We start from the raw sequence: 15,867 nt of genomic DNA on the forward strand, positions 1-15,867 counted from the left end.
CCGACGACCAGGGCGGCCGTGGCGCGGTACAGCCCGGACTCCAGCGCTGCGGCCGCGCGCGGCGCCCGGCTCGCGGGGCGACGGGTGCGCCGCGTGCTCCCCGAGCGGCGGCGCGTGCTGCCGCGAGGGGGTGGGCGTCGAGCGGGCGTCCGGCTCAGGCGGGCCAGCCCTGGACGGCGAGCCCGTGCTCGGCGATCGCCTCGCGCAGCACGGCGTGGCCCTGGTCGAGGTCCCAGCAGATGCCGGCCAGGCCGACGGAGCGGGCGGACTCGACGTTGTCGGCGCGGTCGTCGATGAAGAGCACGTCGGCCGGGTCCACCCCGCCGGTCGCGTCGGCGATCCGGGCCAGGCAGCGGCGGAAGTACTCGGGGTCCGGCTTGGCCACGCCGAGCAGGTAGGAGTAGCAGATCGAGTCGAACAGGTCCGGGTAGCCGAAGACCCGGTTCATGTGCTCGGCCCGGTTGCGCTCCTGGTTGCTGCCCAGGTGCACGCCGATGCCCTGGGCGCGCAGCCCGGCCACCAGTGCCATGCTCGTCGGCTCGGCCCGCAGCCGTCGCCACACGGCCTCGTGCAGCCGCTCGCCCTCGGCCCGGCGGCCGCTGGCCAGCAGCATCCGGTCCAGGACGTCGACGAAGTCGCCGTCACCCGCGAGCGGCTTGCGCTCGGCCTCCCACGCGGCGTCCATGAAGGCGCGCGCGTCGGTGGCGTCGAACCAGGGCTCGAGGGCCTCGTACCAGTCCACGGTGGCGTGCTGGAGCACCCCGTCGGCGTCCAGGAGGACGTGCCGGATCGTCATCGTTCCGCCTGTCGTCAGTGCGCCGGGCTCACTCCGTGCCGTGCTTCGCGATGAACGCGAGGATCTGCTCGGAGAGCTCGGGGCGGCACACGATGAGGTCGGGCAGGTAGACGTCGTCCTGGTTGTAGACCAGCTCGTCGCCGTTGACCCGGGAGGTGAACAGGCCGGCCGCGCGGGCGACGGCGACGGGGGCCGCGGAGTCCCACTCGAACTGGCCACCGGCGTGCACGTAGGCGTCGGCGACGTCGCGCACCACGCTCATCATCTTCACGCCCGCGGAGCCCATCGGCACCAGCTCGGCGCCCATCTCCTCGGCCAGCGCCTGCACGAAGGCCGGCGGGCGGGAGCGGGAGACGGCGATGCGGGGCACGGCCGAGGAGGACGGCGGCACGACGGGCGCGCTGCCGGTGTTGAAGGTCTCGCCCAGCGCCGGCTGCGCCACGGCACCGGCGACGAGGGTGCCCTCGCCGTCGCCGGTGCGGCTCCACAGCGCCACGTGCACGGCCCAGTCGTCACGCGGCGGCTCGGAGAACTCGCGGGTGCCGTCCAGCGGGTCGATGATCCAGCAGCGCTCGGCCTCGAGCCGGGCCTTGTCGTCCTTGCCCTCCTCGGAGAGCACGGCGTCGTCGGGGCGGTACTGCCCCACGAGGCTCATCAGCAGCTCGTGCGCGGCGGCGTCGCCGGCGTCCTTGAGCGCCTTGCCCTCCAGGCCCTCGGTGCGCACCTCGAGGAGGCGGCGGCCGGCGGCTTCGGCCAGCCAGACGGCGAGGGCGTGGTCGTCGGCGTTCTCGGGCGGGGTACCAGGCTCGAAGGTCACGCCCGGAGCGTAGCCGTCCGCAGGCTCAACTCCACGCCGGCGACGCCGGGACGGACGGTGGCGTCCGGCACTCCCCACCTGTGAGCAGGTCAGGAGTTGAAGCGCTGCTGGGTCTTCTCGAGGCCGTCGGCGACCAGGGACTCGACCGCGTCCGCCGCGGTGTCGACCACGAACGGCAGCAGCTTCTTCTCGGCGGTCGAGTAGTTCGACAGCACGAAGTCCGCCACGTCCTGGCGACCCGGGGGGCGGCCGATGCCGACCCGCACCCGGTGGAAGTCGCCGGTGCCGAGGCTGGAGCGCATGGACTTCAGCCCGTTGTGGCCGTTGTCGCCGCCGCCGAGCTTGACCCGCATCGTGTCGAAGTCGATGTCGAGCTCGTCGTGGATCGCGACGACCTGGGCCGGCGGCACCTTGTAGAAGGTGGCGAGCGCCTTGACGGGGCCGCCGGTGTCGTTCATGTAGCAGCGCGGCCGGGCGAGGACGACGCGGGGCGCGTCGCTGCCGGGGGCGCCGAGGCGTCCCTCGACCACGTCGGCCCGGCCGGACTTGTGCGCCCGGAAGCCGGAGCCCATCCGCGAGGCGAGCTCGTCGGTGACCATGTAGCCGATGTTGTGCCGGTGCCCGGCGTACGACGGCCCGGGGTTGCCGAGGCCGACGACGAGCCAGGTGCTGCTCGTGGTGTCGTCGGTCATCGGTCCCCCGGGCCGTGTACGTGGATGCTGCTGGGTCCTGCTGGTGCTCCTGGACGGAGCGGGTGGAGCCGGGTGGCTGCCGGGAGGCTCAGGCCTCCTCGGTGTCCTCCGCCTCGTCCTTCTCGATGCCGGCCTCGGCCTCGGCCTCGGTCATCTCGGCGTCGACGTCGTCAGCGGTCGGGGCCTGCGAGACGTGCAGGACGAGCGCGTCGCCGTCGGTGAGCAGGGTGGAGCCGGCGGGCAGGGCCAGGTCCGAGGCGTGCAGCTGCTTGCCGACCTCGAAGCCCTCGACGTCGATCTCGATCCACTCGGGGATGCTCATGGCGTCGGCCTCGACCTCGATGGTCTGCAGCTCGGTGGTGAGCAGGCCGTCGCGGACGATCTCGCCGGTGACGTGGACGGGAACCTCGACGGAGACCTTCTCGCCGCGCTTCACGACGACCATGTCGACGTGCTCGATGTGGCGCTTGATCGGGTCGATCTGGACCTGCTTGGTGAGGCCGAGGTGGGCCTCGCCCTCGAGGTCGATGTCGAGGATGGCGTTGGCGCCGCCGTGCTTGAGGGCGAGCATGGTCGCGTGACCCGGGAGGATCATGTGGACCGGCTCGGTGCCGTGGCCGTAGAGGACGGCGGGGATCTTGTCGGCGCGGCGGATGCGGCGGGCCGCGCCCTTGCCGAACTCGGTGCGCTTCTCGGCGGTGATCTTCTCGGACATGCGAGACTCCTCGGTGTCGGGGCGGGTGCGTTCTCGTCGGCCGCACGAGTGCGACCGGGTGCTGGTGGTGGCCGCGGCGCGAGACACGACGCGACACCAGGTCCCGCCCTGTCGATCACGGAGCCGGGGCCGGTCCGTGTGGACCCCCCGCTCCCTCGCCGAGGCAACTCGCAGAGTCTACGCAGGCCACGCCGCCCGGGGCCAATCGCCCGGCCCGGGCCTGCGTCGGGGCCGCTGCCTAGGGTTGGCGCATGTCGCTCACGCTCGCCGAGGCCCGTGCCCGCGCCGCCGTCCTGACCGGTGTCTCCTACGACCTGGACCTCGACCTCACCGACCCCGGCCGGGGCACCTACGGCTGCACGGCGCTGGTCGGGGTCACCACCGCGGAGCCGGCCACGTTCCTGGAGCTGAAGGACGGCCAGGACCTGTCGGTGACGCTCGACGGCGAGCCGGTCGAGCACGCCTACGACGGCCGCCGGATCACGCTGGCGGGCCTCCCGGTCGGCGTCCCGCTGACGCTGCGGGTCGACGTCCGCGTGCCCTACGTGAGCGACGGCGACGGCATGCACCTGATGACGGACGCCGCCGACGGGGAGACCTACGCCTCGGCCTACCTCTCCCTGGACGTGGCGCAGCGGGTGTTCCCCTGCTTCGACCAGGTCGACCTCAAGGGCCCGCTGACGCTGGCCGTCACCGCCGACCCGCGGTGGACCGTCATCGCCAACGGCCGCGTGCTCTCCTCCCCGCAGGAGCGGGCGGCCGGACGCTGGCGCTTCGCGACCACTCCCCCGGTGTGCCCGAGCCTGTTCGTGGTCTGCGCCGGGCCGTGGCACTCGGTGACGTGGGAGCACGCCGGCCTGCCGTTCGGCTGGCACGCCCGGGCGTCGCTGGCCGCGGACCTCGACCGCGACGCGCCCGAGCTGATGGCCACCACCAACGCCTGCTTCGACCACTACGCCGAGCTCTTCGACGAGCCCTACGCCTTCGACTCCTACGACCAGCTCTTCGGGCCCGGCCACAACTGGGGTGCGATGGAGACGCCGGGCTGCGTCACCTACCGCGACGAGTACCTGCCGCGGGGGCGCACCTCCGACGTCGCCCGGGCGGGCCGCGCGACCACCATCGCGCACGAGATGGCACACATGTGGTTCGGCAACCTCGTGACGATGCGCTGGTGGGAGGACACCTGGCTCAACGAGTCCTTCGCCGACTACATGGGCTACCGGGTGGCCGCCGACGGCGCGGGGTTCGCGGACACGCTCGTGGGCCACGAGGGACGCCGCAAGCCCGGCGCGTACACCGCCGACGAGCGACGCTCCTCGCACCCGGTGGCACCGCTGCCCGAGGACGTGCCGGACGTCGACGCCGCGTTCGCCAACTTCGACGCGATCTCCTACTCCAAGGGCAACTCGCTGCTGCGCCAGCTCGTCACGTGGCTGGGCGACGAGGACTTCCTCGCCGGGGTGAACGCGCACCTCACGACCCACCGGTTCGGCAACGCCACGCTCGACGACCTCGTCGGCGCGCTGGACGACGCCTCGCCGCGCGACGTGCGCGCCTGGGCCGAGGCCTGGCTGCGCACCACGGGCTTCGACACGCTGCGGGTGATCCGGGGCGAGGACGACGTGCCCGTGCTCGAGCGCGTGGGCAGCCGCCCGCACCGCGTCTCCGTGGTCGCCCTCGACGGGCCCGCGATCGTGGGTCGGGCCATGGTGGACGTCGACGACGAGCCGGTGCGGCTGAGCGACTGGGCCGGCCTCGCCGTCGTCCCGAACGCCGGCGGCGAGTCGTTCGCGCGGCTCGCGCTGGACCCGCTCTCGGCCGCGGTCGTGGCCGAGCACCTCTCGGCCCTGGAGGACCCGCTGCTGCGCACGGTGCTGTGGGCGCACGCCTTCGACCGCGTGCACACCCGCGACCTCGGCGTGGTCGGGTACGTGGACCTGGTGCGCCGACACCTGCCCGCCGAGACCAACGCGGCCCTCGTCGGTGGCGTCGTGGGACGGACGCTGGGCCCCGTCCTGGCCCTGCGGACGCCGGCCGAGCACGCCGGCACCGTGCGCGCCACCGTCGCCGGTGCGTGCGCGGTGGGCCTGCTGGGCTCGCCGGCCGAGGGCGTGGGGCTGGCGCTGACGCAGGGACTGGCCGCCACCTCCTCGGACCCGGCCCTGCTGGAGGGCTGGCTCACGACCGGCGCCACCGAGGCCGGGCTCACGCTCGACCCGGCACTGCGCTGGAGCGTGGTGGCCCGGCTGGCCGAGCTCGGGCAGCTGGACGAGGCGGCCATCGAGGCCGAGCGGGTCGCCGACGGCACCTTCGCCGGCGACCTGGGTGCGGCCCGCGCCCTGGCCGCACGGCCCACCGCGGAGGCGAAGGCCCAGGCCTGGGCGCGGATGACCGAGCCGGACGTCGGCAACCGGGTCTTCGAGGCGTGCGCGGACGGCCTGTGGTCGACCGAGGAGCCGTCCCTGGTGCGCCCCTACGTCGACGCCTACCTGGCGGAGGCGCCCGGCATCGCCGGGCGGCGCGGTCAGGGCTTCAGCCTCGTCGTCGGCCGGGCGTTCCCCTCCGTGGCGCTGACCTCCACGCAGCGCTCGGCGCTGGCCTCGACGCTGGCGTCCGGCTCGGTGCCCACCGTCCTCGCTCGCCTCTGGAACGACACGCTGGACGACCTCGGCTGAGCCCGCCCCGCGGGACGTCATACGTCTGAGGGGGACTGCGTCCGCTCCGTATGACGTCCCGCTGAGCGCGGGGGCGAGCCGTCAGGCCAGGGCGGTCTTCACGGCCTGCTCGAGGCCGGTGGCGGGGCGACCGAGGAGGGTCTCGAGGTCGGTGGCGGGCACGAGCAGCTCGCCCTCGGTGATGCCGCGGTCGACGTCGGCGAAGACCTGCGCCGCCGGGGCGGGGAGCCCGGCGCCCTCGAGGATGCCCTGGAGCACCTCGAGCGGCACCTGGGTGTAGCTGACCTCCTGGCCGATCACGCCGGAGACCGCGGCGGCGATCTCGGGCAGGGTGACCTGCTCGCCACCGAGCTCGTAGGTCCGGCCGGCGTGCCCGTCCTGGGTGAGGACGACGGCCGCGGCCTCGGCGTACTCGCTGCGCAGCGCGACGGAGAGGCGGGCGTCCGGGGCCGCGGCGCCGGCGAAGCCGTGCTCGGTCCACACCGGCACCTGGCCGGTGTAGTTCTCCACGTACCAGGCGTTGCGCAGGACGACGGTCGGCACGGACGAGGCCGCGAGGATCTCCTCGGTGGCGCGGTGGTCGTTCATCAGCAGCAGGCTGGACTCGGCGGCCTTCGGCCCCGAGGTGTAGACGAGGAGGCTGACGCCGGCCTTCTCGGCGGCCTCGACCACGGTGCGGTGCTGGTCGACGCGGTGCGGCTCGATGCCGGAGACCAGCAGCACCTTCTCGGCGCCGACCAGTGCGGCGGCGACGGCCTCGGCGTCGTCGCGGTCGACGGCGCGGACGTCGACGCCCTGCTCGGCGAGGTCGGCCAGATTCTCGGTGCTGCGGCCGGTGGCGACGATCTCGGCGGGCGCGACACCCTTCTCCACCAGGTGCTCGACGGCGAGGCGGCCGAGGTGACCGGTGGCTCCGAAGACGACGATCGACATGGGGTTCCTCCTGTGACGGGGTGGGCCCGGCGTCCACCGGGCTTCTCGTCCAGGCCCAACAGGCCCTCCACCTGCATGCTTCCCGACAGGTAGCAGTGACCTTGAAGTGCTGTGGTTACCCGAGGGATAGTGACCAGGTGAGCCCGACGTCTCCTGCCGCAGCCGCCCTCGAGGTGGACCAGACCCCCGACCCGTACACCGCCGCGTGCCCCACGCGCACCGTGCTCGACCGGGTCGGTGACCGGTGGACGATGCTCGTGCTGCTCCTGCTGGCGCAGCGCACCCACCGCTTCTCCGAGCTCTCCCGCGCGATCGAGGGGATCAGCCCGAAGGTGCTGACCCAGACCCTGCGCGGCCTCGAGCGCGACGGGCTGCTCGTCCGCGAGGTGCACGCGGAGGTTCCGCCGCGGGTGGAGTACACGCTCACCCCGCTCGGCGGCACGCTGGTGGACGCCGTCGCCGGGCTGGACCGCTGGGCGCGCGTCCACATCGGCGAGGTCGAGGCCGCCCGGGCCGCCTACGACGCGGGCTGACCCGCCGACGACGCAGCCAGGGTGCGTCTCGGGCGCCAGGGTCTCGTCAGGCTCCGTCACGACCTCGCAAGCTCGGCCGTGGTCGCCGCTCGACCACCGACGATCGCTACCTCGCAGGCTCGGTAGCGATCACGCGTGGCCGTCGAAGAGGGACGTGACCGACCCGTCCTCGAAGACCTCGCGGATCGCGCGGGCGATGAGCGGGGCGATCGAGAGCTCGGTGAGCTTGTCGAACTTCCGCTCCTCCGGGATCGGGAGGGTGTTGGTGACGACGACCTCGATGGCCGAGCAGTTCTTCAGCCGGTCGACCGCGGGATCGGAGAGGATCGCGTGGGTGGCAGCGATGATGACGCCGGCCGCGCCGTCCGCCATGAGGGCCTCGGCGGCCTTCACGATGGTGCCGCCGGTGTCGATCATGTCGTCGGTCAGCACGCAGATCTTGCCGGTGACCTCACCGACGACGCGGTTGGCCACCGTCTCGTTGGGACGGTCGGTGCGGCGGGTCTTGTGGATGAAGGCCAGCGGGGCGCCGCCGAGCTTGGCGGACCAGCGCTCGGCGACCTTGATCCGGCCGGCGTCCGGGGAGACGACGCAGAGCGGCTGGTCGCCGTACTTCTCCAGCACGTAGTCGGTGAGGATCGGCAGCGCCATCAGGTGGTCGACGGGGCCGTCGAAGTAGCCCTGGAGCTGGTCGGCGTGCAGGTCCACGGAGATGACCCGGTCGGCACCGGCGGTCTTGAACAGGTCCGCCACGAGGCGGGCCGTGATCGGCTCGCGGCCGCGGTGCTTCTTGTCCTGGCGGCCGTAGCCGTAGAACGGCATGACGACAGTGATCCGCTTGGCGGAGGCCCGCTTGAGGGCGTCCACCATGATCAGGTGCTCCATGATCCACTCGTTGATCGGAGCCGTGTGGCTCTGGATCACGAAGGCGTCGCACCCGCGGACGGACTCCTCGTAGCGGACGTAGATCTCCGAGTTGGCGAACTCGTAGGCACTGGTCGGCACGAGGTCGGTGCCGAGGATCTCGGCGACTTCCTCGGCCAGAGCCGGGTGTGCCCGACCGCTGAAGACCATGAGGTTCTTCTCGGTGGTCCTCTTGTAACCGGTCATGCGCGCACCACTCCTGGTCGACGGCTGCAAAGGCGCTGGTGATTCTGCCCCGCACAGCAGGCGCGGCCAACTCCGGACCGGCCGCTGGGCACGTCACGAACGACACGTCGGACGAAGGCGCAGGTCACAGGCGTGTCACCGGTTCGTCACCGATCCTTTACCCATCTGCTCGGCCTCGTCGGGCCGGGTCTGGACGCCGGGTCAGGCGTCCGTGCCCGCCTCGTCCGCGGCGTCGAGGGCCTCGCGGGCGGCGTCCGCCTGGGCCGTGCCTGCGCGCTTGTCGAGGGCCCAGCCCTCGATCAGCCGCACGGGGCCGGCGCTGACGGCGAGAGCACCCGGGGGCACCGTCCCGCGCACGACCGTTCCCCCACCGGTGGCCGCGCCGTCGCCGATCTCGACGGGGGCGACGAAGGTGTTGTTCGAGCCGGTCCGGGCGTGCTTGCCGACCACCGAGCGGTGCTTGGCCACGCCGTCGTAGTTGGCGAAGATCGTGCCCGCGCCGATGTTGGTGCCCTCGCCGATCTCGGCGTCGCCGACGTAGGAGAGGTGCGGCACCTTCGCGCCGGTGCCGATCACGGCGTTCTTGGTCTCGACGAAGCCGCCGATCTTGCCGCCGGCGCCCAGGCGGGTGCCGGGGCGCAGGTAGGAGAAGGGGCCGACGTCCGCCCCCGCGCCGACGACGGCGAGCTCACCGTGCACGCGCACCACGTGCGCGCCCGCGCCGACCTCGCAGTCGCGCAGGGTGGTGTCGGGGCCGACCACGGCGTCCTCGCCGACGGACGTGGCGCCGAGCAGCTGGGTGCCGGGCAGGATCGTCACGTCCTGGGCCAGGTCGACGTCCACGTCGATCCAGGTGGTGGCCGGGTCGACGATCGTCACGCCCTCCTTCATCCACCGGTTCAGCACGCGGTCGTTGAGGATGCGGGCCAGGCCGGCCAGCTGGGCACGGTCGTTGGCGCCCTCGGTCTGCACGACGTCGTCCAGGACGTGCGCACCGATCTGTAGCCCGGCCTCGCGGGCCAGGCCCAGCAGGTCGGTGAGGTAGTACTCGCCCTTGGCGTTGTCGTTGGAGAGCCGGGGCAGGGCCTCGCGCAGGAAGCCGGCCTCGAAGGCCATGATCCCGGAGTTCACCTCGGCGATCTCGAGCTCGTCGCGGTCGGCGTCCTTGTGCTCGACGATCCGGACGACGTCGCCGTCGGCGTCGCGCACGATCCGGCCGTAGCCGCTGGGGTCGGGGACGACGCCCGAGAGCACGCTCACCGCGCGCTGGGCCGCCTCGTGGGTGGCCACGAAGTCGCGCAGGGACTCCCCCGTCAGCAGCGGGGTGTCGCCGTAGGCCACGAGCACGGTGCCGGTGGCGACGTCCGCGGCCTCGACGCCGACGCGCACGGCGTGGCCGGTGCCGCCCTGCTCCTCCTGCACGACGAGCTGCGCCGTCGGCATCCGCTCGCTCACGTGGGGCCCGACGAGCTCGCGCTGGTGGCCGATGACCGTGACGACGCGGCGCGGGCTCAGCTGCTCGACCGCCGCGAGGACGTGCCCGACCAGCGAGCGCCCGCCGATGGCGTGCAGCATCTTCGGCGTCTTGGAGCGCATGCGCGTCCCCCCGCCCGCGGCGAGGACGACGACGGTCAGGTCGGTGAGCACCGGCTGCTGCACGGAAGCGACTCCAGTCGGGTCGAGGAAGGTGGTCGGCCGTGCGGAGCGGCCCGACCGGCCCGCACAGACGCCCCACTCTAGGCGGGACACCTCCCTCCTCCCCCATGCCGGTCCGGCCCACACCCCCGCACGGATGCGGCGGGCCACCCCGAGCACAGGTCGGCACCGAGCGACCAGCCTCTCGCCGTCGTCCGGGGTGCCGTGAAACGGATCACGCCTCACCCGCGGCGAGCCCTACTTTCGACGGGTGGCGCTTCGGCCGACCTCCGGCTCCCCCACCTTCGCGCGCCGCTCCTCACCAGGAGATCCCCCATGCCCGAGATGCCCGAGCACCCGCGCCGCCGCCCGTCCGCACCGCTGGTGATCAGCCTGCTCGCCCTGGTCCTGGCCCTCGTGGCCACCGGGGCCCCGGCCACCGCCGCCCGCCTGATCACCGGCCAGGACGTGAGGAACGGCTCTCTCACCGGCCTCGACGTCAAGGACGGCAGCCTGCGCGCCGCCGACCTGGCCGACGGCGCCGCCGGCGTCACGTTCTTCGGCCGCAAGCGCGTCCTGGCCTCCGCGGGCGACGACTACACCGCCTCCCTGGCGGCGGCGAAGAAGGTCGTCCTGCTCCGGCAGGGCCCCATCACCGTCTACGGCAAGTGCTTCATGGTCGGCACCACCATCAACTACGTCGTGGCGGTCTCGACGAAGGAGGACGGGGTGCTGATGGACTCCCGCGAGGACTCCCTCGTCACCGAGGGCAGCTTCCTCGACGTGGACACCCCCGAGACCGACCGGATCATGGAGGAGGACAGCGCCAGCGCCGGCACCGCCGACTCCGACGCCGAGGACAGCAGCGACTTCCTCATCCTCGCGCCCGACGGGACGACGATCCGCGGCTGGTCCGGCGGCGCCCTGAAGACCGGCGCGCTGCCCGGCGGCAACGGCCCGTTCGGCGCCGGCAAGGTCTGCCTGTTCACCGGCGGGGCCTTCCACAGCTGACCCGCCCCACCTGACCCGTACCCGGGCAGCCACCCGGTGACCGACGGACGTCACCGGGTGGCCACCCGCCCGGCACCCTGACGCCACCCCCGGGCGCCAGGCTGGCCGGATGCACCGACGCGCCGGACGCCGACTCCTGCCGCTGCTGCTGTTCCTGGGCCTGGCGGCGGTCTACGTCCCGACGATCGGCACGAACCCCAGCCCGGACGTCTACACGGCCGACTTCGCCGCGTGGCACCTCGCCCGCACCGGCGACCCCGTGCCCGACATCAGCAACTTCCCGCTGCTGGACGACAACATCATCCGCGAGACCTGGATCGTCGAGACCGCCGACGGCCGCGAGGCGGTCGGCCGCTCCCCCGGCGTGATCGCGGCGGTCGTGCCGACGTACTGGCTCGAGCACGTGCTGACCGGGGCACCGGCGATCACCGCGGTGCCCGGCGGGCTCACCGCCGCGCTGCTCACCGCCTGGACCGTGACGCTCTTCTTCTCGCTGGTGCGGCGGCACCGCGGCGACCGGGAGGCGCTGCTGGCCGCGGGCCTGCTGGGGCTGGCCACGCCCCTGTGGTCGGTGGCGGCCGACGGGGTCTGGCCGCACACCCTCACCGCGCTCGGCATCGTCGCCACCGCCTGGGCCGCCGACCGGGAGCGGTGGTGGCTGGTGGGCCTGGCCGGCGGGCTCGTGCTGTGGGGCCGCGTGCACGCGGCGGTGGTGTGCGCGGTCGTCGGCCTCGGGGTCGCGTGGGCTCGGCGGCGTCCCCTGATCGCCGTGCGCGTCGGCGTCCCGAGCCTGGCGCTGCTCGGGCTGATGGCCTGCTGGACCCGCTGGACGTACGGCTCGTGGGACCCGACCTCCGGCTACCGCGCCGGCGACTTCACCAGCACCGCCGGCGGCTACCTCACCGACCCGCTCGGACTCCTGGTCAACGCCGCCGGGTTCCTCGTCTCCCCCGACCGCGGCCTGCTCGTGTGGACGCCGCTGCTGGTCGTGCTCGCACCGGCGCTGCGTCGCGGCTGGCCCGACCTGCCCGACTGGGCGCGCTGGCTGGCCGTCAGCGGGGTGGCCTACCTGCTCACGCAGGGCCTGCTGGTGCGGTTCAGCGGCGGCGACCAGTTCTACGCGTACCGCACCAGCCTGGAGCTGGTGGTGGCCGCCGCCCCCGCGCTCGCGCTCACCGCACATCGAATGGGGCCGCGGGCCCGCCGCTGGTTCACCCCCGTCGCCGTGCTGCAGCTGGTGCTGCTGGTGCCCGGCTCGGCGCTGGACGGGTTCTTCGTGCCGGTCGCGCACGTGTGGACGCGGAACGCGTTCGTGGTGGGCGCGCTCGAGCGTCCGGTCGCGGTCGGCCTGTGCACCGCCGCGGCCCTGGCGCTCAGCGCAGGGGTGCTGCGGGCGTGGCGCTCGGGGTGGCTGCGCGACGAGCAGCCTCCTGCTCCCGGCGGGCCTCGTGCCGGGTCCGCTCCCGCATCACCCACGGCACCGCCGCCGCAGCCGCGAGCGCTCCGAGCCCCAGCACCCACGGCCACGGACCGGCCGCCGGGTAGGTCTGCTGGTGGCTGAAGATCGTGCTCCACTCCAGCACGGCGAGGCCGCCGACCGTCCACACCGTCATCACCACCGACCAGCCGGTGGCGCGGCGCCAGTCGGCCGCCCCGTCCCGCGCGACCTCGCGGCGCGGGCGCAGCATCGCCACCATCGCGAGCGCGACGGGCGTGGCCAGGAACGCGATCACCTGCATCGTGTAGCGGTCGTGGAAGCCGCCGCCGTCGCGCACGAAGCCCGCGGTGTTGCCGAGGGTGACCAGCGACAGCGAGCCGAGCAGCAGCCAGCCGGGGTCGGGCCGCCAGCCGGCCCGCCACGCCCCCGGCAGCAGCGGCAGGCGCCGTACGGCCAGCACCGGGACGACGAGCAGTCCGACGACCACCGCGACCGAGGCGGCCAGGATCGGCTCGTCGAACCCCGGCACGCGGCCGAGGTCGGCCAGCGAGGTGACCGGCGAGCGCTGGAACTTCTCCAGGAGCGCGCCCTGGCCCGTCAGGTCGCCGTAGAGGGAGAGGTTGCGCAGGTACCACCAGGACGTCGCGGCCGCCGGCACGCCGCCCACGACCGCGGCCGCCACCAGGTAGCGGGGTCGCCGCGCCGCCCGTCGGGACAGCAGCCAGGCCAGGCCGAGCGCGATCGCGCAGGCCGCCACGGCCAGCACCCCGGGCGCCCGGGTCCCGGCGGCCAGCGTCCCGGCCAGGGCCGCGACCACGACCCTGCGCCGGGTCACCTCCTCCGAGCCGCCGTGCAGCATCCGCACCGTCATGAGCAGGAGGAGCAACGCGGCCGCGCTGCCCCACCCGTCGGACTGCGCGAAGCCCGAGCGCAGCACCAGGCTCGGGGTCACCGCCACGATCGTGGCCAGCGCCGCCACCGCCGGACGTCGGGGCACCAGCGCCCGGGTCAGCAGGCCGACGAGCAGCACCCACACCCCGTAGCCGGCCGTGTTGACCAGCCGCATGGCGATCACCACGTGCGAGACGTCGTCGCGGGTCAGCTCCCACACGGGCACGAGCAGCGCCACGTAGAACGGCGGGTGGTTGGCCACCCAGGTGTCCTTGTGCGCGGCGTCCCAGCCCAGCAGCACCCGGGCGCCGCGGGGCACGTCCCCGGGGTCGGCCACGATCGGGGAGTCGATGGTCGGCAGCCTGCCCTCGGCCAGGTGCGCCACGTACCCGACGTAGGGGGCCTCGTCGTTGGCCCAGCTCGGGATCGAGGACACCAGCGCCACCTGCGCCCCGGCCAGCCAGACCAGCACGGCCAGCAGCACGGGCACCGCCGAGCCCCGCAGCGCCCACGCCCTCATGCGGTGCGGCTGCCGGCCCGCGACAGGCGCAGCAGCGCGGTGCGCGTGGGGTAGGGCAGCGCCGGGGTCAGCCCGCGGGACACGACCACCTGCAGGCGTCCGCCGGAGGCCGCGACCTGGGCGTCGATCGCCTCCACGTAGCGGCGCCGGTCGACGTTGTCGAAGACCACCAGGCCGTCGGGCGCCAGCCGCTCCAGGGCGCGCGCCAGGCACGCCTCGCGGGCCCGTCCGTCGATGACGACCAGGTCGAGCTCGCCCTCGACGTCGTCGATGGCGGAGACGTAGGCGGAGAAGTCCAGGCCCGCGTGGCCCGGCTTGGCCGAGGACACCCTCGGTGAGGACGACGGCACGGGCGCCACCACGCGCAGGTCGACGTTGCCCGGCAGCCGGGGTGCGAGCACCTGCGCCCAGCCGGCGTCGTGCTCGACGGAGTGCACCTCACCGGCCCGCTCGGCCAGCCACAGCGTGGAGGCCCCCGAGCCCCACTCGAAGACCCGGGCCGCTCGCCCGGGTCGGTGCACCGCCAGGAAGGCCTGGACCCGGTCGAGGCTGTCGAACGTCCACCACGCCACGTCCAGGCGGACGAGGGCGTCGACGTCGTGGATCGCCAGCAGCGACAGCAGCCACGTGGCGGTGCGCGAGCGCGGAGCCCGGCGCTCCAGCAGCGCGACCACGCCGAGGCGGGTCAGCACCGCACGGAGCACGCGGAGCACCCGGATGTAGAGCGTCTTCACCGCAGGCCCTCGCTCTCGGCGCCGGGTCGGACGGGCGGCTGGAGGGTGGCCAGCACCCGGCTCCGGACGCCGGCCTCGTACCGGGCCCGCCGCGTGTGCTCGAGGCCCACCTCGATGAGGTGCCGGTTGGCGCGGATCAGGTCCGCCACGATGCCGAGCATGAGGCACAGCGCGGCCATCAGCCCGAGGCCGAGCCCGACCACCTGGGACTGGACGTGCCCGCCGCCGTCCCCCTGCGCCACGAGCACCGCGTACCGCACGTAGGGGGCCAGGCCGAGGACCGCGAAGACACCCGCCAGCCAGCCGAAGATCATGTACGGGCGGTACATCACGTAGGCGCGGGTGATGGCGGCCGCCGACCGGAACACGTGCTGGCGGTGGTTGCGGAACAGCCGCGACTCACGCGTGCGGGCGTTGGTGGTGACGGGCAGGGAGACGATGGCCATGCGCTTGTAGCCGGCCTGGATGATCGTCTCCATGCAGTAGGAGAAGCGGGTGACGGTGTTGAGCCGCAGCAGGCTCTCGCGCGAGTAGGCGCGGAACCCGCTCGCCGCGTCGGGCAGGTCGGTGCCCGCGGCCCGGTTCACCACCGCGCTGCCGATCCGCTGGAGCAGCTTCTTGCCGGGCGAGAAGTGCGCGATCAGGTGCGTCTGGCGGTCCGCCACGACGATGTCGGCGGCGCCGAGCACGATCGGCTGGACGAGGTCCGCGATCCGGGCCTGCGGGTACTGGTTGTCGCCGTCGGTGTTGACCACGATGTCGGCGCCCAGCGCGAGCGCGTGGTCGACGCCGTCGGTGAAGGAGCGGGCCAGCCCCTCGTTGCGACGGTGCCGGACGACGTGGGCGCCGTGCGCCAGGGCGACCTGGCTCGTGCGGTCGGTCGACCCGTCGTCCACGACGACGACCTCGAGCTCGTCGATGCCCGGGATGTCGCGCGGGATCGAGGCGAGCACGGAGCCGAGCGTCTCCTCCTCGTTCAGGCACGGGACCTGGACGATCAGCTTCACGACCGACCTCCGGCTCGTCGTGCCCCGGCGCGGTACAGGGGCTGAGCAGGCACGCTAGGGCGGCTCGCAGCGTGGCGGAACGGGCGCCGCGCACTCCTCGGCGAGCGTGCATCCGCCGGTCACCGCAGCGTCGTCGGGGCGTCACCTGCCGCCCGGCCGGCCCGGTTCGGACTGGTTTTTGCGGGGCTGGGTCAGCTGGGCTGCGGCCCCGTGCGCACCTCCTCCTCCGAGCGCAGGACGCAGAACTCGTTGCCCTCGGGGTCCGCGAGCACGACCCAGCCGGTGCCGTCCGGCAGGCGACGGTCGTGCAGCTGCCGTGCCCCGAGGGCCAGGACGCGGGCGAGCTCCTCGTCCCGG

General features: G+C 73.8%; 14 protein-coding genes. 3 read left to right on the top strand and 11 right to left on the bottom strand.

Translation table 11 applies throughout. The features are described from left to right. Positions 1-154: 154 nt before the first annotated feature. From M8330_RS07085 to M8330_RS07100, 4 genes are all read right to left on the bottom strand, one after another. Positions 155-796: an HAD family hydrolase gene (locus M8330_RS07085; protein WP_250826747.1), complete on the bottom strand. Its 642-nt coding sequence runs from the start codon at positions 794-796 to the stop codon at positions 155-157. A gap of 28 nt (positions 797-824) precedes the next feature. Further along, positions 825-1,613, bottom strand: a complete 789-nt coding sequence (locus M8330_RS07090) for a 3'(2'),5'-bisphosphate nucleotidase CysQ (RefSeq protein ID WP_250826748.1) — start codon at positions 1,611-1,613, stop codon at positions 825-827. A gap of 89 nt (positions 1,614-1,702) precedes the next feature. Further along, on the bottom strand, positions 1,703-2,305 hold the full coding sequence (gene pth, locus M8330_RS07095; protein ID WP_250053169.1) for an aminoacyl-tRNA hydrolase: 603 nt from the start codon (positions 2,303-2,305) through the stop codon (positions 1,703-1,705). Positions 2,306-2,393: 88 nt separating this feature from the next. Further along, positions 2,394-3,020, bottom strand: coding sequence for a 50S ribosomal protein L25/general stress protein Ctc (locus M8330_RS07100; RefSeq protein ID WP_250826749.1), 627 nt, complete (start codon positions 3,018-3,020; stop codon positions 2,394-2,396). 251 nt (positions 3,021-3,271) lie between these two features. On the opposite strand from M8330_RS07100, the gene pepN reads away from it, so the two are divergent. Then, positions 3,272-5,698, top strand: coding sequence for an aminopeptidase N (pepN, locus tag M8330_RS07105; RefSeq protein WP_250826750.1), 2,427 nt, complete (start codon positions 3,272-3,274; stop codon positions 5,696-5,698). 81 nt (positions 5,699-5,779) lie between these two features. On the opposite strand, the gene M8330_RS07110 is transcribed toward pepN, so the two are convergent. Further along, positions 5,780-6,631: an SDR family oxidoreductase gene (locus M8330_RS07110; protein ID WP_250826751.1), complete on the bottom strand. Its 852-nt coding sequence runs from the start codon at positions 6,629-6,631 to the stop codon at positions 5,780-5,782. A gap of 137 nt (positions 6,632-6,768) precedes the next feature. Here M8330_RS07110 and M8330_RS07115 point away from each other — a divergent pair, with 137 nt between their 5' ends. Beyond that, positions 6,769-7,164 (top strand): winged helix-turn-helix transcriptional regulator, encoded by a 396-nt coding sequence (locus M8330_RS07115; RefSeq protein WP_250826752.1) that lies wholly within the window; start codon positions 6,769-6,771, stop codon positions 7,162-7,164. A 129-nt stretch (positions 7,165-7,293) separates the two neighbouring features. Here M8330_RS07115 and M8330_RS07120 read toward each other — a convergent pair whose 3' ends face one another. Continuing rightward, positions 7,294-8,274, bottom strand: coding sequence for a ribose-phosphate diphosphokinase (locus M8330_RS07120; protein ID WP_250053159.1), 981 nt, complete (start codon positions 8,272-8,274; stop codon positions 7,294-7,296). Positions 8,275-8,475: 201 nt separating this feature from the next. After that, positions 8,476-9,933 carry a bifunctional UDP-N-acetylglucosamine diphosphorylase/glucosamine-1-phosphate N-acetyltransferase GlmU gene (gene glmU, locus M8330_RS07125; protein WP_308196250.1) on the bottom strand — a complete coding sequence of 486 codons (1,458 nt, stop codon included), beginning with the start codon at positions 9,931-9,933 and terminating at the stop codon, positions 8,476-8,478. Between the two features lie 312 nt (positions 9,934-10,245). Here glmU and M8330_RS07130 point away from each other — a divergent pair, with 312 nt between their 5' ends. Continuing rightward, positions 10,246-10,920, top strand: coding sequence for a hypothetical protein (locus M8330_RS07130; RefSeq protein WP_250826753.1), 675 nt, complete (start codon positions 10,246-10,248; stop codon positions 10,918-10,920). Positions 10,921-12,293: 1,373 nt separating this feature from the next. Here M8330_RS07130 and M8330_RS07135 read toward each other — a convergent pair. The 4 genes from M8330_RS07135 to M8330_RS07150 all read right to left on the bottom strand — a co-directional run bounded on the left by M8330_RS07135 (position 12,294) and on the right by M8330_RS07150 (position 15,842). Then, positions 12,294-13,769: a DUF2142 domain-containing protein gene (locus M8330_RS07135; RefSeq protein WP_250826754.1), complete on the bottom strand. Its 1,476-nt coding sequence runs from the start codon at positions 13,767-13,769 to the stop codon at positions 12,294-12,296. Beyond that, the gene (locus tag M8330_RS07140) at positions 13,766-14,503 is read right to left on the bottom strand and encodes a class I SAM-dependent methyltransferase (RefSeq protein ID WP_250826755.1); all 738 of its coding nucleotides are present in this window, start codon (positions 14,501-14,503) and stop codon (positions 13,766-13,768) included. Before M8330_RS07140 ends, M8330_RS07135 begins: the two co-directional genes overlap by 4 nt. Further along, entirely contained in the window at positions 14,500-15,510 is a 1,011-nt protein-coding gene (locus tag M8330_RS07145; RefSeq protein WP_250826756.1) for a glycosyltransferase family 2 protein, read from the bottom strand. Before M8330_RS07145 ends, M8330_RS07140 begins: the two co-directional genes overlap by 4 nt. 191 nt (positions 15,511-15,701) lie before the next feature. Next, positions 15,702-15,842 (bottom strand): VOC family protein, encoded by a 141-nt coding sequence (locus M8330_RS07150; RefSeq protein ID WP_308196254.1) that lies wholly within the window; start codon positions 15,840-15,842, stop codon positions 15,702-15,704. Positions 15,843-15,867 lie beyond the last annotated feature (25 nt).

The sequence above is a fragment of the Nocardioides bruguierae genome, assembly GCF_023656415.1.
Lineage (GTDB): Bacteria > Actinomycetota > Actinomycetes > Propionibacteriales > Nocardioidaceae > Nocardioides > Nocardioides bruguierae.

What these genes read in the sequence shown, in the direction of transcription:
- M8330_RS07085 (WP_250826747.1), bottom strand. Translation starts at nt 796, where the DNA reads ATGACGATCCGGCACGTCCTCCTGGACGCCGACGGGGTGCTCCAGCAC.
- pth (WP_250053169.1), bottom strand. Translation starts at nt 2,305, where the DNA reads ATGACCGACGACACCACGAGCAGCACCTGGCTCGTCGTCGGCCTCGGC.
- M8330_RS07100 (WP_250826749.1), bottom strand. Translation starts at nt 3,020, where the DNA reads ATGTCCGAGAAGATCACCGCCGAGAAGCGCACCGAGTTCGGCAAGGGC.
- pepN (WP_250826750.1), top strand. Translation starts at nt 3,272, where the DNA reads ATGTCGCTCACGCTCGCCGAGGCCCGTGCCCGCGCCGCCGTCCTGACC.
- M8330_RS07110 (WP_250826751.1), bottom strand. Translation starts at nt 6,631, where the DNA reads ATGTCGATCGTCGTCTTCGGAGCCACCGGTCACCTCGGCCGCCTCGCC.
- M8330_RS07120 (WP_250053159.1), bottom strand. Translation starts at nt 8,274, where the DNA reads ATGACCGGTTACAAGAGGACCACCGAGAAGAACCTCATGGTCTTCAGC.
- M8330_RS07130 (WP_250826753.1), top strand. Translation starts at nt 10,246, where the DNA reads ATGCCCGAGATGCCCGAGCACCCGCGCCGCCGCCCGTCCGCACCGCTG.
- M8330_RS07135 (WP_250826754.1), bottom strand. Translation starts at nt 13,769, where the DNA reads ATGAGGGCGTGGGCGCTGCGGGGCTCGGCGGTGCCCGTGCTGCTGGCC.